This is a genomic window from Thalassospira sp. CH_XMU1448-2 (assembly GCF_037027285.1).
GTDB lineage: Bacteria > Pseudomonadota > Alphaproteobacteria > Rhodospirillales > Thalassospiraceae > Thalassospira > Thalassospira profundimaris_C.
In genome coordinates this window covers 121349-143303 of record NZ_JAYMEA010000003.1, presented here as the reverse complement: position 1 = coordinate 143303, position 21955 = coordinate 121349, and the positions used below count along the sequence as shown (strand labels likewise).

General features: G+C 54.3%; 29 protein-coding genes. 19 read left to right on the top strand and 10 right to left on the bottom strand.

Annotated elements, in window-relative coordinates:
• Window positions 1–37: 37 nt before the first annotated feature.
• The 13 genes from WA318_RS13165 (at window position 38) to WA318_RS13105 (ending at window position 9454) form a co-directional block, all read left to right on the top strand.
• Window positions 38–1135 (top strand): phage head spike fiber domain-containing protein, encoded by a 1098-nt coding sequence (locus tag WA318_RS13165; protein ID WP_336081755.1) that lies wholly within the window; start codon window positions 38–40, stop codon window positions 1133–1135.
• 9 nt (window positions 1136–1144) lie between these two features.
• Window positions 1145–1486 carry a hypothetical protein gene (locus WA318_RS13160; protein ID WP_336081752.1) on the top strand — a complete coding sequence of 114 codons (342 nt, stop codon included), beginning with the start codon at window positions 1145–1147 and terminating at the stop codon, window positions 1484–1486.
• Between the two features lie 80 nt (window positions 1487–1566).
• Window positions 1567–2559 carry a hypothetical protein gene (locus WA318_RS13155; protein WP_336081750.1) on the top strand — a complete coding sequence of 331 codons (993 nt, stop codon included), beginning with the start codon at window positions 1567–1569 and terminating at the stop codon, window positions 2557–2559.
• A 148-nt stretch (window positions 2560–2707) separates the two neighbouring features.
• Complete coding sequence (locus WA318_RS13150) at window positions 2708–2953, top strand: type II toxin-antitoxin system ParD family antitoxin (protein ID WP_336081748.1); 246 nt, start codon at window positions 2708–2710, stop codon at window positions 2951–2953.
• Window positions 2943–3239, top strand: a complete 297-nt coding sequence (locus WA318_RS13145) for a type II toxin-antitoxin system RelE/ParE family toxin (protein ID WP_336081744.1) — start codon at window positions 2943–2945, stop codon at window positions 3237–3239. Before WA318_RS13150 ends, WA318_RS13145 begins: the two co-directional genes overlap by 11 nt.
• Window positions 3240–3422: 183 nt before the next feature.
• Window positions 3423–4937, top strand: a complete 1515-nt coding sequence (gene terL, locus WA318_RS13140) for a phage terminase large subunit (protein ID WP_336081742.1) — start codon at window positions 3423–3425, stop codon at window positions 4935–4937.
• Between the two features lie 290 nt (window positions 4938–5227).
• Window positions 5228–5533 (top strand): hypothetical protein, encoded by a 306-nt coding sequence (locus tag WA318_RS13135; protein ID WP_114099380.1) that lies wholly within the window; start codon window positions 5228–5230, stop codon window positions 5531–5533.
• Between the two features lie 206 nt (window positions 5534–5739).
• Window positions 5740–6054 (top strand): hypothetical protein, encoded by a 315-nt coding sequence (locus WA318_RS13130; RefSeq protein WP_336081739.1) that lies wholly within the window; start codon window positions 5740–5742, stop codon window positions 6052–6054.
• Window positions 6047–6499: a cell wall hydrolase gene (locus tag WA318_RS13125; protein WP_336081737.1), complete on the top strand. Its 453-nt coding sequence runs from the start codon at window positions 6047–6049 to the stop codon at window positions 6497–6499. Before WA318_RS13130 ends, WA318_RS13125 begins: the two co-directional genes overlap by 8 nt.
• Window positions 6500–6673: 174 nt before the next feature.
• Window positions 6674–7162 carry a 3TM-type holin gene (locus WA318_RS13120; protein WP_336081735.1) on the top strand — a complete coding sequence of 163 codons (489 nt, stop codon included), beginning with the start codon at window positions 6674–6676 and terminating at the stop codon, window positions 7160–7162.
• A 115-nt stretch (window positions 7163–7277) separates the two neighbouring features.
• Window positions 7278–7748, top strand: a complete 471-nt coding sequence (locus WA318_RS13115) for a helix-turn-helix domain-containing protein (RefSeq protein WP_336081733.1) — start codon at window positions 7278–7280, stop codon at window positions 7746–7748.
• 6 nt (window positions 7749–7754) lie between these two features.
• Entirely contained in the window at window positions 7755–8330 is a 576-nt protein-coding gene (locus WA318_RS13110; RefSeq protein ID WP_336081731.1) for a PIN domain-containing protein, read from the top strand.
• Between the two features lie 236 nt (window positions 8331–8566).
• Window positions 8567–9454 (top strand): three-Cys-motif partner protein TcmP, encoded by an 888-nt coding sequence (locus WA318_RS13105; protein WP_336081730.1) that lies wholly within the window; start codon window positions 8567–8569, stop codon window positions 9452–9454.
• Here WA318_RS13105 and WA318_RS13100 read toward each other — a convergent pair.
• The 4 genes from WA318_RS13100 to WA318_RS13085 all read right to left on the bottom strand — a co-directional run bounded on the left by WA318_RS13100 (window position 9426) and on the right by WA318_RS13085 (window position 12350).
• On the bottom strand, window positions 9426–10220 hold the full coding sequence (locus WA318_RS13100; RefSeq protein WP_336081728.1) for a DUF5131 family protein: 795 nt from the start codon (window positions 10218–10220) through the stop codon (window positions 9426–9428). The genes WA318_RS13105 and WA318_RS13100 overlap by 29 nt on opposite strands.
• Window positions 10221–10333: 113 nt before the next feature.
• Complete coding sequence (locus tag WA318_RS13095) at window positions 10334–10747, bottom strand: hypothetical protein (RefSeq protein ID WP_336081727.1); 414 nt, start codon at window positions 10745–10747, stop codon at window positions 10334–10336.
• A 2-nt stretch (window positions 10748–10749) separates the two neighbouring features.
• Complete coding sequence (locus tag WA318_RS13090) at window positions 10750–12051, bottom strand: type II toxin-antitoxin system HipA family toxin (protein WP_336081725.1); 1302 nt, start codon at window positions 12049–12051, stop codon at window positions 10750–10752.
• Window positions 12048–12350, bottom strand: a complete 303-nt coding sequence (locus tag WA318_RS13085) for a helix-turn-helix domain-containing protein (RefSeq protein WP_336081723.1) — start codon at window positions 12348–12350, stop codon at window positions 12048–12050. Before WA318_RS13085 ends, WA318_RS13090 begins: the two co-directional genes overlap by 4 nt.
• Window positions 12351–12532: 182 nt before the next feature.
• On the opposite strand from WA318_RS13085, the gene WA318_RS13080 reads away from it, so the two are divergent.
• Complete coding sequence (locus WA318_RS13080; RefSeq protein WP_336081721.1) at window positions 12533–12892, top strand: DUF952 domain-containing protein; 360 nt, start codon at window positions 12533–12535, stop codon at window positions 12890–12892.
• On the opposite strand, the gene WA318_RS13075 is transcribed toward WA318_RS13080, so the two are convergent.
• Window positions 12889–13137 carry a DUF1413 domain-containing protein gene (locus WA318_RS13075; RefSeq protein ID WP_336081719.1) on the bottom strand — a complete coding sequence of 83 codons (249 nt, stop codon included), beginning with the start codon at window positions 13135–13137 and terminating at the stop codon, window positions 12889–12891. The two genes, WA318_RS13080 and WA318_RS13075, sit on opposite strands and share 4 nt — an antisense overlap.
• A 138-nt stretch (window positions 13138–13275) precedes the next feature.
• Complete coding sequence (locus tag WA318_RS13070; RefSeq protein ID WP_336081717.1) at window positions 13276–14388, bottom strand: NADH:flavin oxidoreductase; 1113 nt, start codon at window positions 14386–14388, stop codon at window positions 13276–13278.
• A 164-nt stretch (window positions 14389–14552) separates the two neighbouring features.
• Between WA318_RS13070 and WA318_RS13065 the strand changes: the two genes are divergently transcribed.
• The 4 genes from WA318_RS13065 (at window position 14553) to WA318_RS13050 (ending at window position 17727) form a co-directional block, all read left to right on the top strand.
• Entirely contained in the window at window positions 14553–14936 is a 384-nt protein-coding gene (locus WA318_RS13065) for a winged helix-turn-helix transcriptional regulator (RefSeq protein ID WP_336081715.1), read from the top strand.
• Window positions 14937–15037: 101 nt separating this feature from the next.
• Complete coding sequence (locus tag WA318_RS13060) at window positions 15038–16168, top strand: quinone-dependent dihydroorotate dehydrogenase (protein WP_336081713.1); 1131 nt, start codon at window positions 15038–15040, stop codon at window positions 16166–16168.
• Between the two features lie 157 nt (window positions 16169–16325).
• Window positions 16326–17207, top strand: a complete 882-nt coding sequence (locus WA318_RS13055) for a TIGR01459 family HAD-type hydrolase (RefSeq protein ID WP_336081711.1) — start codon at window positions 16326–16328, stop codon at window positions 17205–17207.
• Between the two features lie 322 nt (window positions 17208–17529).
• On the top strand, window positions 17530–17727 hold the full coding sequence (locus WA318_RS13050; protein WP_336081709.1) for a hypothetical protein: 198 nt from the start codon (window positions 17530–17532) through the stop codon (window positions 17725–17727).
• 119 nt (window positions 17728–17846) lie between these two features.
• On the opposite strand, the gene WA318_RS13045 is transcribed toward WA318_RS13050, so the two are convergent.
• The 3 genes from WA318_RS13045 to WA318_RS13035 all read right to left on the bottom strand — a co-directional run bounded on the left by WA318_RS13045 (window position 17847) and on the right by WA318_RS13035 (window position 20038).
• On the bottom strand, window positions 17847–18098 hold the full coding sequence (locus tag WA318_RS13045; protein ID WP_336081707.1) for a hypothetical protein: 252 nt from the start codon (window positions 18096–18098) through the stop codon (window positions 17847–17849).
• Window positions 18099–18172: 74 nt separating this feature from the next.
• Window positions 18173–19054 carry a DMT family transporter gene (locus WA318_RS13040; RefSeq protein WP_336081705.1) on the bottom strand — a complete coding sequence of 294 codons (882 nt, stop codon included), beginning with the start codon at window positions 19052–19054 and terminating at the stop codon, window positions 18173–18175.
• A 45-nt stretch (window positions 19055–19099) separates the two neighbouring features.
• A complete protein-coding gene (locus WA318_RS13035; RefSeq protein WP_336081703.1) occupies window positions 19100–20038 on the bottom strand; it encodes a LysR family transcriptional regulator in 939 nt (312 codons plus the stop codon).
• A gap of 96 nt (window positions 20039–20134) precedes the next feature.
• Between WA318_RS13035 and WA318_RS13030 the strand changes: the two genes are divergently transcribed.
• Window positions 20135–20995: an SDR family oxidoreductase gene (locus tag WA318_RS13030; RefSeq protein ID WP_336081701.1), complete on the top strand. Its 861-nt coding sequence runs from the start codon at window positions 20135–20137 to the stop codon at window positions 20993–20995.
• A gap of 97 nt (window positions 20996–21092) precedes the next feature.
• On the opposite strand, the gene WA318_RS13025 is transcribed toward WA318_RS13030, so the two are convergent.
• The gene (locus WA318_RS13025; RefSeq protein ID WP_114099401.1) at window positions 21093–21947 is read right to left on the bottom strand and encodes a D-amino-acid transaminase; all 855 of its coding nucleotides are present in this window, start codon (window positions 21945–21947) and stop codon (window positions 21093–21095) included.
• Window positions 21948–21955: the final 8 nt, after the last annotated feature.

Sequence of the window (21955 nt, the reverse complement as noted above, 5' to 3'; positions counted from 1 at the left end):
GACAAAATTCCCGATTTCATATCAAGGAGTGCATCCGATGGGATTGCGTTATCAGCCGCTTGCGGCCTCGATCAGGTTTGCGCGGGCCTCGTTCAAACTGATCCGGGGGGAGGATGGCTTGCTCGAAACCCTTGGCAATGATCAGCCCGGTTTTGATCATGACGCGCTTGGTCGGCGTCTGGGGCTTTTGATCGAGGCATCTGCGACCAATCTGCTGCGCTATTCCACTGATTTTTCAAACGCGCTTTGGGAAAAGAATGCCGGTGTAACGGTTGGGCCAAGTGCAATCATGGCCCCCGATGGCAGCAATAATGCCATGTTGCTTGATCTGCCCGGTGGCACAGATGGCATTTATCAGAATGTCGGATCGCTGGTCAGTGGCGAGACATACAGTTTTGCCATCTGGATGCGGGCGGTTTCGGGAACGGCTGCGATCACCCTTGGCGGCATTGACGGGCCATCGATGCATGCGATTTCATTGGGTGAAAACTGGCAACGGGTTTCAATCGCCGAACCGGCATCGGGGACGACCCGATATCCGAAAATCAGCACCGCAGTTTCGGGGATTCCTGCATCTGTCCTGATCTGGAATGCGCAGCTGGAAGCCGGGCCTGCGCCAACGTCAGACATCATCAGCAACGGCATCCCGGCCTCGCGTGCCGCCGAGGGCGTCACCCTTGATCCCGGCGACTGGTTTGCGCAAGGGGCCGGGACAATGGTGTTTGATTTGCAGACTGCGTCGGCATGGCGCGGCATCTGGCGGATCGTGCAGCTTTATTCCAGTAGTCTTGATGATGATCATCTTGATCTTGGCTATGACAGCGATGCCGGTCAGTTGCGCCTATCCTTGCGCCGCGATGGCGTGCCAATCGTCACCCAGTCACTTTATGGCGGGCTTTCGCCCGATACCCGCCATCGCATCGCACTGGGCTGGGAGGATGATGGTATCGCCGTCGCACTTGGCGGGGTGGTTTTGACATCACCTTCGGGCTTCGCCATGCCGCGTAATTTTTCCAATATCGTGCTGGGATCATATGGTGGAACCGACAAGCATATGAACGGCCATCTGCGCAATCTGGCCTATTGGCCGGAACGGCTTTCGGATGCGCGGTTGGCTGGGCTTTCGGTGGTTTGAGGATAGCGAATGACTGAGGCAGAAAAGAGCGATCCAATCGCGAGTTTGCGCGCGGAAATCCTGCGCGATTTGCCCGGTGATATCAAACGGGTGCGCAATGCTTATCGCAGGGCTGCACAGCAAGCAGCGCTTCTTCGCGATGCCAAGGACTTTAATGCGCATCAGGCAGCGTGCAAGACCGCACTCGGGCATCTTGATAGCCTGATCAAGCTGCTGCGCTGGGCATCTGGTGGGGGAGGTGCGGCCGAGAATGGCAAGGCGATGGGGGATGAGGATGTGGATATTGAGAAGTTGATTAAAGAGGCGCGGGAGGCGTTGGGGGAGGGGGAGTTGAAGGATACTTACCAATAGTTAGCACTTAAAATAGGTTTTTTATCCGAGCAAGATTCGATCAATTCTGCAACAGTAGGAAACCGTTGAGGGTGTTTCTAATGAGTGAAATGAAAAACAGAGATGCAGAAATAGGGTCGGATCATGACCAAGTTAAAGTTATTCTGGAAGCCGATATCAAAGCATTTGTTTTGGAAAATCTTCCATATGATCGCGCTAAAACAGCCACAGTTGCCGAATTAGAGGCCAAGAGTGCCGGAGAACTGTTGGGCTATTATATAAATTGGCTTCAAAGGCTGGTGCCTAACATCCCAAGGCGGGTGCATCTATCATCATCTTTGCTGCTTAATCCTTTGTTCTTAGAATACAAAGATGCATTCGCAAAGATTAGAAGCCTGATTGAAACAGGTGGTTCGTTGGAGCCGTATCTTAGTCGGGCTGTAAATTATGGTTACTATCGTCACAAGAAGCTCACAGGGCGTCGGCATTTGGATTTGCTGTTAAGCGAGTGCGGAGTCCATCATTTGCATTTGGACAAAAAGCCTAACCCGGAAGGCAAAGGCTTTGGTTCCGATCATCTTCTTTTCGGTATTTTCAGGCAAAGTGATGCCTATCTGATTGATATCTTGCCACATAGCCAAGACGGTTTATGGGCTGATAGTAGTTTGTTCAGAACAATAGTCGACAACTGGCCAAACCATAATTTGCTGGTTCGACCCCAGAGCGTTCAAGAAGAAGAGTTGCGAGAGCACAATGCCACAGAACATCTGACTCAGAGGGGTAAGGGTACTAACTCATCAATATCAATTGATGGTCAGACATTTTTTGGAACAGGAGCGATGTCAGCGGTAGGATTGTCTCTACATTTATCTAATATGTATCAAAAGCTTATTTGGCCTGCGCTGTTTAGTTTTTACCACAGATGGTTAAATGATAGAGAGCAGATGTGCACAGAGCTTCTGGCTCAGGGAGTTTGTTTGTCTTCGTCGTCAAACCCAAGATTCCATATTGATCCAGATGGAAGGTTCGGCGTTTTTGAGCATTCTCAGAAAGTATTTATGTGTTTGGGAAACTTGGCACTTTTGTTGAACTGATTTGGAACGTAAAGGGTGGGAAATATGTACCGTCTGGCCGACCAGCATATCTAAGACGGGGTGATTTGAACTCGCGCGATGTGATATCGCAATTGCGGAGATAGCAGGTACCAATATATAATACATATTGGTACCACGGAGGTCAGTCATGGCGCGCAACACATCAGTTTCTTTGGGTGAGCATTTTACCGGTTTTATTGACGGACAGGTCAAGTCGGGGCGTTACGGCTCTGCCAGTGATGTTGTGCGGGCGGGATTGCGGCTTTTGGAAGAGCATGAGGCGAAAGTTAAAGCCCTTCAGGAAGCCTTGATCGAGGGTGAACAATCCGGGCCTGCCAAACCGTTTGACGGTGATGCTTTTCTGGCCCGGATGAAGGCCGAGCATGGCGGTTAATGCGCGATATCGCCTTACACCGCGGGCGGAGGCCGATCTTGAAGACATCTGGCGTTACACGCATCGACGCTGGTCGGTGACGCAGGCCGACAAATATATCCGCGATTTTTTAAAGGTCTTTTCTGAACTGGCTGCATCAAAGCGCACCGGGCAGAAATGCGATGTGCGTGACGGATATTTCAAAGTCCCGGTTGGGGCACATGTGATTTATTACCGGCAGGCAAGTGATGCGATTGAGGTTGTCCGTGTCCTGCATGGCCGGATGGATGTGAACCGGCATCTTTGATCTTTTATCGCTGGTCAGCTTTGTCCGGGAATATCAGATATTGCTGCCTCAGAGCGCCAAGATCACCAACATCACCAACGTTATCAACATCACCGCCTGTCGAACGGGCGGCATGGTTGGTCATGTCTGTTTCGCAAGGCGCCAGATGGACGTCTAGATTCATAATGCCGACAGGAGAGCGGGATGATGCCAAGTCTTCAAACTGCCTGCTTCGCTGAATTCGTGTGGATCTGGGATCAGATGCTGGGTTTGAGCCTGCCGCGGCATCATCGCCGGATGGCGGATTGGCTTGAGGAATGCTGGCGGTCCGGGCGGCGCGAGATGTTGTTGATGGCGTTTCGTAATTCCGGGAAATCAACGCTTGTCGGGCTGTTTTGTGCCTGGCTGCTCTATCGTGATGCCAATCTGCGTATTCTTGTTCTGGCGGCTGATCTTGATCTTGCGAAAAAGATGGTGCGCAACGTCAAACGCGTGATTGAACGCCATCCCCTGATGACAGGTCACGTGCCCGAACGTTTGATCGACTGGGGGAGCGAGCGTTTTACGGTGGCCCGAAGGGCCGTTTTGCGCGATCCATCGATGCAGGCGGTCGGTATTGGCGGTAATATTACGGGCTCAAGGGCCGATATCGTGATTTGTGATGATGTCGAGGTCCCGAAAAACAGCGATACCGCGCATAAGCGCGCCGAGCTTCGCGAGAAGCTTTCCGAGATTTCCTATGTCCTGTCGCCGGGCGGCGCACAGCTTTATGTCGGCACACCGCATAGTTACTATTCGATCTATGCCGATGAAGTCCGGCCGGAAACCGGCGAGGTCGCGCCGTTCTTAAACGATTTCTCACGTTTTGTGCTGCCCATCGTCAATAGACATGGATCGTCAAACTGGCCCGAACGATTTGATGACAAGGCGATTGAAGCGATCCGGGCCAGAACGCCCGCGCATAAATTTCAAAGCCAGATGATGCTTGAAATGGTTGCGCCTGTGGCCGGGCCGTTTGACCCGGCGCGCCTGCATCATTACGACGCGGAAACCGATATTGAATATGGCAATGGCCAGATGCGGCTGTCGATTGCCGGGCGCACCATGGTCGCAAGTGCCTGCCATTTTGATCCGAGCTTTGGCGGGCTGCGCGGTGACGGGGCGGTGGTGGCGTGTGTTTATATCTGTGATCAGGGTGAATACTGGCTGCATGATATCGCCTGGTTGCGGGCAACCAACCCGCTTGAAGGCGGGCAAAGCGGTGAAACGCCCTGGCGCGATGAGGCAAGCCAGCTTTGTGCGCAGGTCGCGGCATTTGTCGCGCGCCATCATTTGCCATCACTGCGGGTCGAGACCAATGGCATCGGGCGGTTTTTGCCCAATATCCTGCGGCGCGAGCTTAAATCAATCGGATGGGCGGCAAGCGTCGTAGAACATTATGAAGCCACCAACAAGACCACCCGGATCGAGGATGCCTTTGGCGCGGTAATGGGGGCAAGATTGCTTCATATCGGGCAAGCGGTGATCAAAACACCGTTTCTGCGCCAGCTTCGCGAATGGCACCCCGATGGCAGCGGGCATGATGACGGGCTTGATGCGGTGGCCGGATGCATTCTGGCCGAGCCGGTGCGCCTTCCACGGGTCGATTTGCCACTTTATCGGGCCGACTGGCGGGGAAATGGCGGTGTTTTTCGCGCCGAGAACCATTTCAATCCATGAAAAGCAGGCCGGAAACCTGAGCGAGAGGAAAAACTTTTCTCACAATGCCAAATGGTTAGCGGGCTTGCGTATCACAAATGTGAAATATTCATGGAATTTTCAGCTTTTATCCCTACGTTTATTATATGAAAGAATAGTATTGCAATTTTAATCCTATACCAAAGGGCGGTTTAAGCCGACACAAGACACGTTGATTGCAGGAAACGGCCAGATCGATTTTTTGATCAATTTAGCAGTTCAGGACACCAAGACGCCCCTGTGGGCGCACCTGACTGTCAGGAGGCCTGACCATGTGGAAAACATTGAGCTTGATGGCTGTAATGGCAGCTGCCGTTGCAGTGACAATCCCCGAAGCCTCGGCTTCTCCGGTGTGCGGTGACCGTAGCAAGGTTATCGACAGTCTGAGTGCCAAATATTCCGAAGAACCGGTTGCGGTTGGCGTGACGTCCAATGGTGGCGTGATCGAGGTGCTCAAGGCACCCGACGGGCAGACCTGGACGATCCTGTTTACCTATCCGTCCGGGCCCAGCTGCCTTGTTGCATCTGGCGAAGCCTGGCAGGAACTGGAAGAAAAGATCAAGGGACCGGCTGCCTAGAAGGCATTGAATTGATGCCTCCTGAGCTTTGGTCACGGGCATGGGGCCTGCGCGCGGACTGATCTGTGCTGCACCCTTTGCCAACACAAGTTTTATGCCGCTCATCAAAACCGGGGGTGTTGCCCCGGTCACGATGACCTCCCTGAACTGACCCGCAAGCCTTCCGGTTTGCGGGTTTTTCTTTGACCAGATGACGAGGCCCCCCAATGAACGATCCAAGCCAGCCTGTGGATGTGATCTGGTGGATCACGGCGGTCGAAATCCCGGTGGTTGCCAGCCTGTTCTGGCTGCATTGGCGGATGCGCTCCGAGCTGCTTGGCCGGATCGAGGATCAGCGCATTCGCCATGATCGGGAAGCCGGTGATCTGCGCGCCGATCTTGCCGACTTCAAGCTTGATGTGGCGCGCAACTATGTCTCGATCCCGTATCTCAAGGATATTGAAAAACGCCTGACCGGTCATTTGCTCCGGATCGAGGCCAAACTTGACAGCCCGCGTAAAAAGGAACTGATCCATGACTGATCTTATGACCCGCCCGGTGACGGAACCGGAAACATTACCAGAAGCCGAAATTCTGGCCCGAACGCTGTATGGCGAGGCGCGCGGCGAAGAGCTTGCCGGGATCGAGGCGGTGGCATCCGTCATCCTCAACCGCGTGGCCTTTGCCAAAAAGCGCGGTCGATACTGGTGGGGCAATGACATCACATCGGTGTGCCTGAAACCGGGGCAGTTTTCCTGCTGGAACGCCAATGATCCCAACCGCAAGAAGCTTTTGGCGATCAATCCGCGCGACCCGGCCTATCGGCTGTGCAAGCGCATTGCCAAACGTGCAGTGACCGGCGAGCTTGCCGATCAGACCGACGGAGCGACGCATTATCACACCCACGCGGTTGATCCCTATTGGGCGCGCGGGCAGGTGCCGGTTGCCGAGATCGGAAATCACTTGTTCTACAAGAACATCGGCTAGTCCAATGGCCGCTCTTGCCGCCAAGACGGACTGCAAAGGAGCATTGGCTGCGCTTCCGGTGCTCACGTACTAAAACGTACGCTGCGCGCCGGTTCTCGCCAATGCTCCTTTTCGTCACGCCTTAACGACAATCCCGACCATCGGTTGGGCCTTTGACTTTGATGGAGAACATTGATGATCCCGGCACTTCTCGCCCAAATCGGCCTGCCGCTTTTGATCAAGGCGGTGGGTGCAGGGCTTGATCATATCGATAATCCGATCGCCAAAACGGCGGCCGAGGGCCTTAAGCAGGTTGAAGTTGCCGTCACCAAGGGCGACGTCACGCCCGCCCAAATCCTTGAGGCCAACCGCCACACCGAACGGATGGCCGAAATCGAACTGGCCCGCGATACCGAAACGCTTAAATCGGTCAATCGCACGATCCGCGCCGAGGTCGCCAGCGAAGACGCGTTCGTGCGGCGCTGGCGCCCCAGCTTCGGCTATGCGGTCGCACTCACCTGGATCATGACCATGGGCGCGATTGCCTATGCCATCATCCTGACACCACTTCAGGCCCCGGCGATCATCGCAGCACTGGTCAATACCAGCCCGATCTGGGGCATTGCGCTGGGGGTTTTGGGGGTGAGTGTTGTGAAAAGGAGTGCGGACAAGAAGATTACGTGATTTCGAATGTTTCGAATGTTTCGAATATTGCGAATGTATGAGGGGGCGTGTATAAGTAAGCAAGCTACAATAAAAATTGTAGCCATTCGCTGGGAAGATAAATGGAGATTGCAATATGTCCGCAATTCGCAAAGACGACTTTGGCGGTCGATTGCCAACGCAGATTGAGAGTGATACGGCCGATCAGCTTCGCCAGATTATTGCTTCGCAGGCAAAGGAGGGTGAAGATACCCAACTGACTGTTGTGCGTGGTGAGGGTGGGGCGGAAACCATCACGCTCAGCCCGGCCCTGACGGAAAGCCTGATGAATTTGTTGCGTCTGGTTTCTGGCCGTCAGGGGTTTCAGATGATCCCGCTGTCGGCAGATTTGACGACGCAGCAAGCAGCAGATTTGCTGAATGTGTCGCGTCCCTATTTGATCAAGCTGCTTGAAGCGGGCGACATCCCGTACGCCACCGTCGGGCGGCATCGCCGGATCAAGGCAGAGGATTTGTTTGCCTATAAAGCCCGGCGGGATGCAGAACGCGACGAGGCTTTGTCTGAGTTGGCGAAGATGGACGCAGAGCTTCTTCTGAAAGGATACTGAGCGCGTATGACATATCGGGCAGATCATTTTACAGCGCTTCTTGATGCCTGTGTTCTGGCCGATGTGTTCAAACGGAACTTGCTACTCAGTCTGGCGCGAGCTGAGCTATTTCGTCCGCGCTGGAGCCCCCAAATCCTTGATGAGACCGAACGGACGATCCTGAAAATTACCAAGGGTGAGGCGGATGGCGCAAAGCAGCGTGCGGTAATTGAGCGGGCGTTTCGGGATGCCTGCGTGACCGGGTATGAAGCACTCATCCCGGTGGTGTCGCTGCCAGACGTGAATGATTGCCATGTTCTGGCGGCGGCAATTCACACCAATGCGCAGGTTCTGGTGACAGATAACCTCAAGGATTTTCCGCCGGATGAACTGGCGAAGTTCGGGATTGAGCTCAAATCACCGGATGACTTTATTTCCGATACCATCACACTTCATGAGCAGACAGCGTTCGGTGCGTTGAAAGCCATGCGGGGGCGCTACCAAAACCCGGCCCTTACGACAGACAAGATCATTCAGTTTGCAGAAAGCCGTGGCTTGATGACGACGGCGCTCTTGCTCAAGGAATATGAGCAATATTGGTGAACGCTTGCTTCAAGCTCCGGCAATCATCGCCGCACTCGTCAATATCAGCCTGATCTGGGGCATTGAGCTGGGGGTGTTGGGGGTGAGTGTGGTTAAGAGGAGTGCTGATAAAGTGCCTCGTGCTGACCCAAAGTAGGGCTGTATTGCGCGGCAGCTCATGGTTGTTTTTTCAGAATACGTTAACACTAAAGGTTTCTAATGTTCTTCCTCATATAATCGATAGATGGTGGAAGCTAATGATACCTGAGCACAAATTTGGCGGGAAGCACACGGAGCTCAAGCTCAAAATTGTGAAGAGTTATCTAGATGCGTACCTAGTTGCTATGCGCAAATCACAGTTCAAGAACATCTATATCGATGCGTTTGCTGGAACGGGAAGTAGAACTCAGCTTCAGGGAGATGTGCCTCTTTTTGCTGGGGAGCAACCTCAATCAATTGACGTGCCAGGTTCAGTCAGGCTTGTGCTCGACATCGAAGATGGGTTTGATGAGCATATATTCATCGATAAGAACCCGAAGCATGTGGAGGCATTGAACGAACTCGTAAAAGACTATCCGAAGAAGGTAGCTAGATGTATCGAGGGAGATGCAAACGCAATAGTGACATCTATTTGTCGGAAGACTAACTGGAAAAAGTCAGGAGGGCCTTGGGGAACTCGCGCTGTTCTATTTCTTGACCCGTATGGCATGGAAGTTGAGTGGGAAACCTTGCAAGCTATTGCTGCAACAGAAGCGATAGACCTTTGGTTCTTGTTTCCAATTTCGGGGCTGTATCGACAAGCCGCCAAAAATTGGTCCAGCGTTGATGACTCAAAGATAAATGCGTTGAATAAATGTTTGGGAACCGATGAGTGGAGGAGTGTTTTCTATCAACCGAAGCCTCAGTTTGGCTTGTTTGATCAAGCCGAGGAGCTGGTTAGGGAGAAGGATGTCCAGGCTCTAGAAGTGTATGTGAAAGAACGCCTAAAGACTGTTTTTACTGCTTGGGTTTCTGATCCAATCCAGCTCTATGGACCGACAGGTGCTCAGCTATATTCTCTCTTTTTTACACTATCTAACCCAAGCCCAAAGGCTCATGCCGTTGCAAGCAACATCGTTAAGCACCTAAAAAGGACGATGAGATAGAATGTACTGGCATCTGATCCCATGTTTGGCCGCGATAAACGCGGCCGTTGGCCTTCTTTGATCGCTTCTTGTTATCGGATCCCCAAGTGCCCCATTGCTTAAAGAAGAATGCGGTATCGTAGATCGCGCATTGGTCATGAATTTCATCAATCCATTCTTCTTTAATTGGACGTGCGTTTGGTCCGCTCTCGCCACCTACGATAGCCCAATGAATGTCGTGCAAATTGGTGGGACCAACAGACCCAATAAGCGGTTCAAAGGAAATGAAACGAATTGCGGCAGGGACTTTGCGCAGATAATCAATACGTTCAATGACGTCACTGCTCTCAACGCTTGTTCCGAGCCAGACATTTTGCAAGACGGGATAGTCATTTCTGCTCAGTACTTCCAGCATACGGTCTGGGCGCTTCGTAAGAATTTGGTAGTTGTGCTGGGGCGTTTGTTGCATGACTTGCCAAACGGCATGAATGAAGCTCTCCTGCACGTCTGCATGGAACAAATCACTCATCGAGTTGACAAATATTTTTTTCGGCTTCTTCCAGTTTAAAGGCGCTTCAAGAGCTTGCTCATCTTCGCGGATTTTCCCGGTCCAGACAGCCTTGCCGTTTACAGTTTTGGTTAAGCCGTTGTACTTCTCAACACCCATTGCTTCCAAACGTTTCGCCATACGCATTGCATAGCAGTTTTTGCAACCGCTTGACTGGATGCTACACCCGGCGACAGGATTCCAAGTTGCGTCTGTCCATTCAATTTCTGTTTCGGCCATGACTCAACTCCAGCGAGAAAATGCGTGAGAACTCTCCATAACTTGCAAAATAATCTGAAATTTTTGAGTCTTCGTTAAGATCAGCTAATTGTTAAGTGGGTGCAGATATTGGGTCAGTCTGAGGGAGCGTCCCGATGGTGACGCGAGTGGTTTAGAAAGACTGAGATATCTTCGAGTGAATATCCCAATAGCTTCCCCATCCGTGCTGAATCTGCTTCGTGATCTTCGACCGTTCCGGCGCATAAATTGCGTGACATGATCAGGGCTTCCTCGATCCGCCATTCTTCGCCGGGGAGGGCAAAGAAAAGGTAACGCATTTCAAAGGGCGGGCGCGGGATGATTTCTTCGACGCGGATGATGGTGCCCGCTGCGACATGCGGGGCGAAATCGGCATCGGGGAAATAGTCGCTGACATTAAGCGCGTCTGAAAACATTGCCATCGGCTTGCTGTCTGCCAGCATCAATTCCAGTTCGCGTCCTTCGTGCGGGCCGATGCCCGGCGGCAATGTCAGTTGATCATCCATCATGCTTACCCGCGTTGTGTCAGCCAATGTTTGCAGCGGTGTGATACATCGTCAACGATGATGTCCAGTCTTGGGCTGTCTGCGTCGCTGTTACGCAGTTCCTCGCGCAGCGGCTTGAGGGCATCTTGCAGTTTTTTGGCGATGGTTTTGACCTGTTTGCGGAGCGCGGTCGGGGAGCTTCCGATGGTGCGCGCCTGGGCTTCCCAGTGGGACCAGTCAAGTTTGGTCGGGTCAAATTCGCCGCCGATGGATTGCGCGAGGCGGGGGCGCTGGCTTTTGAAGCAGTCGCGGAATGCAGCGCCATTATTGACGTCATAAAGCGGGCTGATCGCGGTCTGGACCGATTTGGGGTTCTGGCGATAGATCAGCGAATAGTTTTTGGCATGCGCATCGGGATTGCCGATCAGGAAATTGAAAATCACAAAGCCGAGTAATTTCGGAATGTCGCGGGCCGGAACCGTTGCGGCCTTTTTGGTCATGGCGAACATGGCAGCAAGGTCCGGTCCGCCCTGTTTTTCATATTTCAGGTCCGGGTTGATGCCGGTCGCCTGACAGAAATCTTCCTGATGCAGGCGGGTGACGCGCACACCGTCCGAGGTCCTTGCATAGGCGCGGTCAAAGCGGGTGACGAACAGAACCGGGCGGTCGTTATAGATCCGGATTTTGGTGTGGGCGGCATCAAGCCCGATGGTGCGGGCAAGTTTCAGACAGAAATGCTCGGTCCGGGTGGAATCCGGCAGGCGTTCGATATCGATTTTAAGGATATGGGTGCTGGGATAGCCGCCAATCGGCAGGGAAATCTCGCCGCTATCAGGATCAATATAAACCGCGGCCTTGTCATTGACCCCGGCAAGGGACAGAACGACTTCATCCTCGTCAATGAAAAGCGGGCGTTGGGGTAGCTCGGCAATGCGGTGAGCCAGATCATCTGGCGCGATTGGCATCAGATGGGGTTTGGCGTTGCCGGATGTGGCTTGTTGATCGGGATGGATCAGCATCAAGGCCCCGGCGCAATCACGCCCGATATGTTCAAGCATGCCGAACTCGTCACTCGGGGCGACGTCAAAAAGTTCGCCAATCTGGCGACGGACATCCTTTTTGTCGGGCAGAAGCCCGTCAAAGAAGGGTTCGATAGATGTGTGGTCAAACGGGCCTTTGCGCAGCGGGATGCTTTGCGATACCGGATAGGATGTCGGACGTGCCAGCCATTCCGGGGCATATTCAAAGGACATATAGCCGCGATCATCGGCATTCAGGGTCCCGACGCGATCCTGGCCATTGGCAAGAACAAGGAGTGACTTGTTCATGCCCGGGCTCCGTCGGGGTTTTCATCGGCACCGGCACCGGCACCGGCATCGTCACTGGCATCTGGATCGGAGCTTGCCGTGACCTCCAGCCAGTTGATGTCAACCTGCCCGCCAAGGGCGCGGACAATATCAATCACATTGGCAAGGCCCGGATTGTCGGCCTTGCCGGTTTCGAGCTGACTGAGGAATTTGATGCTAAGCCCCGTCGCAAGCGAAAGGTCGGTTTGCGATAAACCGAGCGCCTTGCGGGCATTGCGGATTTCGGGGCCAAGCTGGTTTATGCTGGAGATGTGCATCATATCCTCCAAATTTACCTATGGGTAAATATAGGCAAGGGGCGGAGGAAATTCAATGTAAGTTTACCTTTGGGTAAATTATACCTTCATTCAGAGCTTGGAAATCGAAAGTTTACTTCTGGGTAAAGTTTGATCAGATGCGTTTTTGCCTTGTTGTTGCTGCGTTCTGATCCTAAATTCCGTCCATGACAAATATAGAACATGAAACCATTTACCGCGTATTGGGTTCGGACGAATGGGCGGAGGCGCTCAGTGCCGGACAGTATGACGGTGCGCCCCATGATATCGCCGATGGCTTTATCCATTTCTCGACCCAGGACACGCTGGCGGCAACGCTTGCGCTGCATTATGCCGGGCGGGACCATCTGAAGCTGTTGCGGGTGCCGGTAGCACCGATTGCCGCCAAGCTGAAATGGGAACCGGCCCGTGGTGGCACGCTGTTCCCGCATCTTTATGACACCCTGTCGGTCGAATATGTCACCAAGGTCGATGATATCCGCCTTGATGAAAACGGTGTTCACATTCTGCCCGAAGATTTGCGTTAAGGCCGGAATTCCGGCCCGTCAGGCTGCCACAGATATAGCCGCCCGCCGCCCTTTTTCGTGCCGGTATCGATCACACCGGGGAGCTTTCCTGCGCGCACGGCATTGAGGAAGGCATGGCCGTATTTGACCTTGTCACCGATATGAAGCTGTGCCCATGCCGGGCCATAAAGCGCGGCAAAATGGAACGGGCCCGGATTGCGGGTGGCAAGGGCGGCCTTAAGGGGGGTGAGGTCAAGTTTCGTCATGGCAGGCATAAGACCATTGTCAAAAGCCCTGTGCATTGTTCTGGCGCAAAGTGCGAAAAACACCCGGCCTGATATGACAACAGCCCGCCAGGATCCTGGCGGGCTGTTTTGCATGTGCAAGGCAGTGGGGCAGAGGGTTTACACCAGTTCTGCCAGTGCAGCCGGGCTGAAATCTTCGAGCTGGTCAAACGCACCCTTGGCGACCTTGTTGGGCCATTGGGCATCGGTGATCAGCGCACGGCCCACCGCGATCAGGTCAAACTCGTTGCGCTCCATGCGTTCCACCAGACCATCAAGGCTGGATTTCTGCGAGGATTCACCGGAAAACGCGCCGATAAAGTCGGAATTCAGACCAACCGAACCGACCGAAATGGTCGCAGCCCCGGTCAGCTTTTTCGCCCAACCGGCAAAGTTCAGGCCCTTTTCCCCATCAATTTCAGGGAATTCCGGTTCCCAGAAACGGCGCTGGGAGGCGTGGATGATATCCACGCCGGCCTCGACCAGCGGGGCCAGCCATGAGGTCATTTCATCAGGCGTGGTGGCAAGACGGGCGGTGAAGTCCTGCTGTTTCCACTGGCTGACGCGCAGGATGATCGGGAAGTCCGGACCCACGGCGGCACGCATGGCAGCCACAACTTCGCGGGCAAAGGTCGAACGTTCGGCAATGGTCTTGCCGCCAAAACGATCGGTGCGCAGGTTGGTGCCCGACCAGAAGAACTGATCAATCAGATAGCCATGCGCGCCATGAATTTCAAAGGTATCAAATCCGGCATTTTTGGCATCAAGGGCGGCCTTGGCAAAGGCTGCGATGGTGTCGGCAATGTCGGAATCCGTCATGGTATTGCCGCGCGGCTGATCCGGGCCAAGAAGACCCGACGGGCTTTCGACCGGGGCATCGGGTTCCCATTCGGTAAAGGCGCGGGTTGATCCGGTGTGCCAGATCTGCGGGCCCATTTTGCCCCCGGCGGCATGAACGGCATCGGCAACGGCTTTCCAGCCGGCAATGGCCGCATCGCCATGGAAGAACGGAATGCCCGGATCATTGCGCGAAGCCGGGCGGTCAACCACCGTACCCTCGGACAGGATCAGGCCAACGCCGCCTTCGGCGCGTTTGCGGTAATATTCCGCATTGATCGCGCCGGGAATGCCGTTTTCGGCCTTGGTCCGGGTCATCGGCGCCATGACAATGCGGTTGGGCAGATCAAGGGTTTTCAGCGCAAAAGGCTGAAACAGAATATCTGTATTGGTCATCACGGAAATCTCCGGTTCATGAAAGTCTATGTTGGAGACTAGATATATGTTATATACTTGGTGTCAATGAGGCACCTTGAGGAAACCAGGTATACTCAAGGAAACCGCACAGCTCTGGTTGAGGCGGTTGGGGCCATTAAACTGCGCGTTGGAAAGGATCCGTCATGGAAATGAAGGAATGCTCGGTCAGGGAATTCCGGGCCGATTGCCCGAGCCGGAACCTGTTTGACCAGATCGCCGATAAATGGTCGATGATGATCCTGGCGGTGCTGGCCGACGGGCCGCTGCGCTTTAACGCGATCAAGCGCGGGCTTGAGGGCATCACGCAAAAGGCCCTGACCCAGACGTTGCGCAAGCTTGAACGCAACGGCATCATTTCGCGCAATGTGATCGCGACATCGCCCGTGGCGGTTGAATATGAAATCACCCCGCTGGGCCGCACCCTGATCGAGCCGTTCAAGGCGCTTTATTACTGGACCAAGGAAAAAATGCCCGAAGTCGAAGCCGCGCGCGCGGCGTTTGACGAACGGATGAAAGAGGGCGTTTAATCCGCCTTGTGAGGGGAATTTACCCCGTATTGATCCTTGCCCATCGGGGCCGGGGCGCGTAAGAACAGGACAGGTTGTCATACGCAAAAGGAGCCTGTCGCGTGGGGTGGTACAAGTCACTGGTTTTGCCGATTGTCCGCTGGATTGATGCAGAGACCGCACATGGTCTTGCCATCTGGGCATTGAAAAACAATCTGGTGCCGCGTGCGGATGATGCAACCGACGCAACGCCAAGCCTTGAATGTGAAGTTTTCGGGCGCAAATTCGCCAATCCGGTCGGCCTTGCCGCAGGGTTCGATAAAAACGGCGAAGTCCCCAATGCCGCACTTTCGCACGGGTTCGGTTTTGTTGAAATCGGATCGGTCACGCCTTTGCCGCAACCGGGCAATCCCAAACCCCGTCTTTTCCGTCTTTATTCCGACCGCGCGGTGATCAACCGCATGGGGTTTAATAATGACGGGGCGGAGGTCGTTGCCGCCCGCCTGCGCAAACGTGCGCGCCGTGGCATCCTTGGGGCCAATCTTGGCAAAAACAAATATTCCGAAGATGCCGCCGATGATTACGTCAAGGGGGTCGAAGCCCTTGGTCCCTATGCCGATTATCTGGTGGTCAATGTGTCTTCGCCCAACACGCCGGGCCTTCGCGCGCTTCAGGGCCGTGCGCCGCTTGAAAAGCTTCTCAAAGCGGTGCTTAAGGCGCGCGACAGCTTTGCCAAGGGGGTTCCGGTATTGCTTAAGGTCGCACCGGACCTGACCGATGAAGACAAATCCGACATTGCCGCAGTTGTGCTTAAGGTCAAGGTCGATGGCATGATTGTCTCGAACACTACCATTGACCGGCCGGTCGGGCTTAATTCCTATGATCAGGATGAAAAGGGCGGACTTTCCGGCCCGCCTTTGATGGAGCCATCGACCAAGGTTCTGGCCGATTTTTATCGCCTGACCGAGGGCAAGGTGCCGCTGATCGGGGTTGGCGGGATTGCATCGGGCAAGGATGCCTATGAGAAAATCCTGAGCGGTGCATCACTTGTGCAGCTTTACTCCTCGCTGGTCTATCACGGGCTTGAGCTTGTCACCGAGATCAAGGAAGACCTTGAACGCAGACTTCGCAAGGACGGTTTTGCCAATGTTGCGGATGCGGTCGGAGCGGCCTTCCCGGAAATTTCGGGCAAGAATATCCCGGTGGATGAGGCGCGTGCGGCGAAGGATGCGGTTGAAGCCAAGAAAGATTGAGCCCGCTTGAGTGATGGATGCCCGTACCCGCCTTCGCGGGCACAGGCTCTTCGCGGGCATGACGGATGAGTTTTCAATGCCATGATCCGGCATCGTCATCCCCGCGCAGGCGGGGACCTCGACCCGCAGGTGATCATATTTGAACAGGAACATGTAAATGCGAACTGCCCCCTATGAAATGATCAACGGCCTTTCGGAAGTGATCGGCAAATATGATGCCGTGATCCTTGATCTTTGGGGGGTGGTGCATGACGGTGTTGATCCCTATCCAAACTCGATCCCGGCAATGACCGCATTGAAGGAAGCCGGCATTGCGGTGGCGCTTTTATCAAACGCACCGCGTCGTTCATCGGTCGTCACCGGCCGGATGGAAGAGATGGGCATTGCGCGCGATCTTTATGGTCCGGCGGTGGCATCGGGCGAGATCGCCTATCGCCAGCTCGTGGACCGCACCGATCCCTGGTATGCGAAGCTGGGCCGCAAGGTTTTGATGGTGGGGCCGGTGCGCGATATGTCGATGTTTGAACATCAGGATGTCGAGATCGTCAAAACCGTCGAAGATGCCGACTGGGTCCTGATCACTGGCCCGAACGAGGATTTCGACCCGGTTTCGAAATATGAAGACCTGCTGCATGCGCTTTTGGCGCGCAACCTTCCGGTCCTGTGCCCGAACCCGGACCGCGAGGTAATCCGGGGTGGCAAGCGTATCATCTGTGCCGGTGCAATTGCCGGGCGGTATGAGGAACTTGGCGGCAATGTCCGCTGGGAAGGCAAGCCGTTCGCCAGTGCCTATGATTTCTGCCTGCAGATGTTTGACAAGGGCCCGGATGCCAGGCTTCTGGTGGTGGGTGACAGCATTTCGACCGATATTGCCGGTTCAAACAATGCCGGACTTGACGTCGTGCTTGTCACCGGCGGCATCCACGCCGCCGAACTGGATGCCCCGCGCGGTACCCTGCCGACCCGCGAAAAGCTTGATGCGCTTCTGGCCGCCACGGGCCGTCACATCACCTATGCGATTGGGGATTTTTGCTGGTAAGGCACCCCTTTAGGTCTACCCATTGAGGGTAGCAAGGACTGTATCGGGTTTTGGTATTTATATTATTGTGATCTAATTTTCCTCCGGTACATCACTATTGGAGGAAACTATGCCGTATTACTTGGTAAATCGGAATGCCCAACCAACTGGTGAACATGAAGTACACGAGACTGGTTGTGGTCATCTTCCTGAGACGTTTAATCAAGATCATCTAGGGACTTATTCCAATTGCCGAGAAGCACTAGTCGCCGCGAGAAATCGTGGATACGCCAATGTCGATGGGTGTTTCTATTGTTGTAATTCCTGCCACACTAGGTAAGCGATGCGCAGAACAACTCTTAAAGAGCTTGGTCAATCCATTGAGCGGAATAAAGCCGAACTTGGCTATTCCGAGCAGGATTATGTTGCGCGCAACTCCGGGGAATTCCGCACCGAAAGCAAACGTGCTCTTCTGCGCAATATAGCTGCCGCTGCTGCGGTGGAGCGTGGTGAAGAGCCGCCATTCAAGGCCAATTACTGATCTGAAATTAAGTGCGTTTGTTGACCCGCTTTTCGTTTGAAAGGCGGGTTTTCTGTTTCTGATCGAGGAGTTTCGTGTTGGCGGATTTCGGTTTTTTGCTAGCTTAGCAGTTGAGAGGTTTACTCTTCTTTGTCACTAGTTTTCCCAAATGCGTACGCCATTGCCGCTGTGATTATCGTTGCAGCCTCACCGGTGAGTAGACCGTTTAGTGCTAAAAGGCCGACCAAAGGGATGGATGTGGCTATTACTGTGTATCGGATGAATTGCCAACCAATCCCTTTGCCAGAACTGATTCGTTGCCAAATGCCGCCAACCACAACAGCTAGAATGCTAGCTGCTAACAAGTAAGAAACTACTTCAATAGCTGTCATCTAAACCCCCTCTCCTTACCTCGACAGGTTATAGGAAAACCTAACTGACATCCATATAGCTGAGGTGGTGGGACTTAACCGTCAGTCTTGATCTTACTTTCGCGGAAGATGACGAACAGGCCGCTTGCGGTAATGATTGCTGCCCCGACAAAGGTCAGCGCATCGGGCGTTTCCCCCCAGAACAGCCAGCCAAGGGCGGTGGCCCAGATCAGGGCTGTGTAGTCAAAGGGGGCGACTGTCGGCGCCTCGGCAAAGCGGAAGGCCTGTGTGATCATGGTAATCCCGACTGAGCCAAAAGCCGCAATCGCAACAAACCGCCAGATGTCCTCGGCCCGGACAGGTGTCCAGACAAACAAGGCCGGAATACAGGTCAGAATGGCGCTGGTCAGGCTGAGATAGAGCAGCAATGTCCACATGCTTTCGCGGGTGTCGACAAAGCGCGCGCTCAGCATCAAAAACGCATAGGCAAGCGCGGTCGCAATCGGCAGGAGCGATATGAGCTCAAACGTGGCGGCCCCGGGCCGGACAATGACCAGAACACCCATGAAACCCACAATGACCGCAAGCCAGCGCCGCCATCCCACGCGGGCAATGAAAATTGCCGAAAGGGCCGTGATGAACAGCGGCGCGACAAAGGCGAGTGCGGTTGCCTCTGCCAGGCCAAGGTGATGGATGCTGGTAAAGAACATGACTGTGGCGGCAATCCAGATCACACCGCGCATGAAATGCACGCCTACCCGGGTCGAGCGCAACCCGTGATAGCCCCCCATTTTAAGTGCGAGCAGGAAGGCAAAGGGAAGGGCGATCATATTGCGCAGGAAGATGATCTGGAACGGGGAATAATGATCCATCAGGCTCTTGGCCAGTGCATCATTGATGCAAAGGGCCGCCACACCGCCGCACATGGTCATGATGCCGACAAGGTTGTTCTGGCGTGATGTGTTGCTGGACGTCATCGCCCCTGTCCCCGCGTTTTGATCCGGTTTTTGTCATTGTTAAAATCAGATATCCCTTTCCAGATATCCGGTTCGCAACGCAGGGTCGAGCGATTTCATCACATCAATAAAGGCGCGTAAGGGTGGGGGAACGCGCCGGTGATCCGGGTAATACAGGAACAGCCCCGGAATTTCGGGCAACCAGTCATCCAGTACGGTGACAAGATCACCACTGGCAATGGCGCGTGCGGCATAAATCTCTGACACGTAAGCAATGCCAAGCCCCTGACGGGCGGCATCGACCATCAGATCATGTCGATCCAGTGTTAGCGGGCCGGACACATCAATCGAGATTTCCTGACCCTGCTTTTCGAAATCCCAGTGATAGATCTTGCCGCTGGGAAAACGATGGCGGATGCAATCATGGCTTTGCAAATCATCAGGTACGACAGGGGGCGGGCGGGTCTTGAAATAATCCGGCGAAGCCACGGCAAGAAACCGGAATGGCGGACCAAAGCGGACTGCCACCATATCAAGTGGCACGTTTTCGCCCAATCGTGCCCCGGCATCAAATCCACCGGCGACGATATCGACAAGCCGTCCTTCGGTCACAAGATCAATCGCCACATCCGGATATCGTTTGCGCATTTCCGGCACAACATGACGGGTCAAAAGGCGCGCAGCCCCATCGGATGTATTGATGCGCACCGTGCCTGACGTCCCGCCGGTGCGAAAGCTGTCAACCGTGCCGATGGCTTCTTCAAGGTTGACCAGTGCCGGGCGTAACCGGTCCAAAAGCTGTTCGCCTGCTTCGGTCAGCGAGACACTGCGCGTGGTGCGATGAAACAGACGGATATCAAGATTGCTTTCCATGTTGCGCAGCGCGTGGCTGAGGGTGGAGGGCGCAACACCCAGCGCATCAGCCGCCTTGCGAAAGCTGCGATGTTCGGCAACCGCGATGAAGAACCGCATGTCATTTAAGGTCGGCTGACTGATTACTGGCATATTTTCACTAACAAATCCAAATTAAGCGCAGTTATCGCATCAATCATTGGTTTCTATAGTCCCCCCATGTTCAGAGCAAGACAGAAAGGAACTGACATGGACAAGACATGGTTGATTACCGGTGCATCGTCCGGGTTTGGTCGCGGGCTTACGGAAAAGCTGCTTGCACGTGGAGATCGGGTGATCGCCACCGTGCGGCGCACGGGGGCGCTTGATGACTTGGCTGCGCAATATGGCGAACGGCTTCGTGTCGCCGATCTTGATGTGAGCGATACCGATGCGGTGCAGGCGACCGTTGATAGGGCCTTTGCCGATGTCGGACGCATTGATTTCATCGTTAGCAACGCTGCCTTTGGCATCCTTGGTGCGGCCGAAGAAACCGGCATTGATCAGATGCGCCAGATTATTGATACCAATCTTTTGGGGTCAATTGTTGTGATCAAGGCCGCCTTGCCGCATCTGCGTGCCCAAGGATCGGGGCGCATCATTCAGGTGTCGTCCGAAGGTGGCCAAATCGCCTATCCGGGCTTTAGCCTGTATCACGCGACCAAATGGGGGATTGAGGGCTTTGTTGAATCCCTTGCCAAGGAAGTCGCGCCATTTGACATCGAATTCATGATTGTCGAGCCGGGACCGGCACGAACCCCGTTTATCGGCTCCATCGTTCAGCCTGACCCGATTGCTGCCTATGATGGCACGCCAGCCCATGACCTGAAAGAAGCGGCCTTTGGCGGTGGCTGGGTGATCAAGGGCGATCCGGCCCGGATGGTCGATGCAATGATTGCGGCTTCGGATGCGCCCCAAATGCCCTTCCGTCTGTTGCTGGGCTCGGATGCCTATGCTGGTGTGCGCGCGGCATTGACCGAACGTCTGGCGGTGCTTGAAGCTGGCAAGGACGTCACCCTTGCAGCGGACTTTACCGAAGAAGAACTTGCCGCGATGCAGGCAACGGTTTGAAACGCAAAGCAAACCCCGCAAATCAAACCCCGATGCAAAAGAAAACGCCGCCCGAAGCCGGGCGGCGTTTGCGTTGGGACGCAGATGGTGGAGCCAATCAGAGTGCGGTTGCGCGGTTGGCTTCGATATAGATTTCGCGCAGGCGCTTGGCGATCGGGCCGGGAACGCCATCGCCGATTTTCTTGCCATCGATTTCAGAAACCGGGCAGACAAAGGCCGAGGCCGAGGTCGAAAAGGCTTCCTTGGCGTTCTGGGCTTCTTCGATGGTGAAGTGGCGTTCTTCGACCTTCAGCTGGAGCTCCTCGGCGCATTTCAGAACCGATGCGCGGGTGATGCCATGCAGAATGTCGGTTGACAGTTCGCGGGTGACAATCGTGCCGTCCTGGGTGACGATATAGGCGTTGTTGCTTGATCCTTCGGTGACAAAGCCATCCAGAACCATCCATGCATCGTCGGCACCCTTGCTTGCGGCTTCGGTTTTGAGAAGCGACGCATAAAGCAGCTGCACGGTCTTGATATCGGACCGGCGCCAGCGGATATCGGGGAAGGTGACGATTTTCTGTCCACGTTCGGCCAGGGCTGATTTGATCAGCGACTTGGACTGGGTGAACATAACGATGGTCGGCGTGGTTTCCGGGTTGATTGCGAAATCACGATCACCCGCCGACCCCCGCGAGACCTGAAGATAAATCAGGCCTTCGGTGATGTCATTGCGCTTTACCAGCTCACGATGGGCTTCAAGCAGCTGATCGATATCAGGCTTGAAGGAAAATTTAAGTTCGGAAAGCGAACGTTCCAGACGTTTCATATGGCCCATGAAATCGATCAGCTTGCCATCAAGCACCGAGGTCACTTCATAAACGCCATCGGCGAACAGGAAGGATCGGTCAAAGATCGAAATCTTGGCTTCGGTTTCCGGCAAAAACTCGCCGTTCACATAAACAGTACGCATGGCAACTT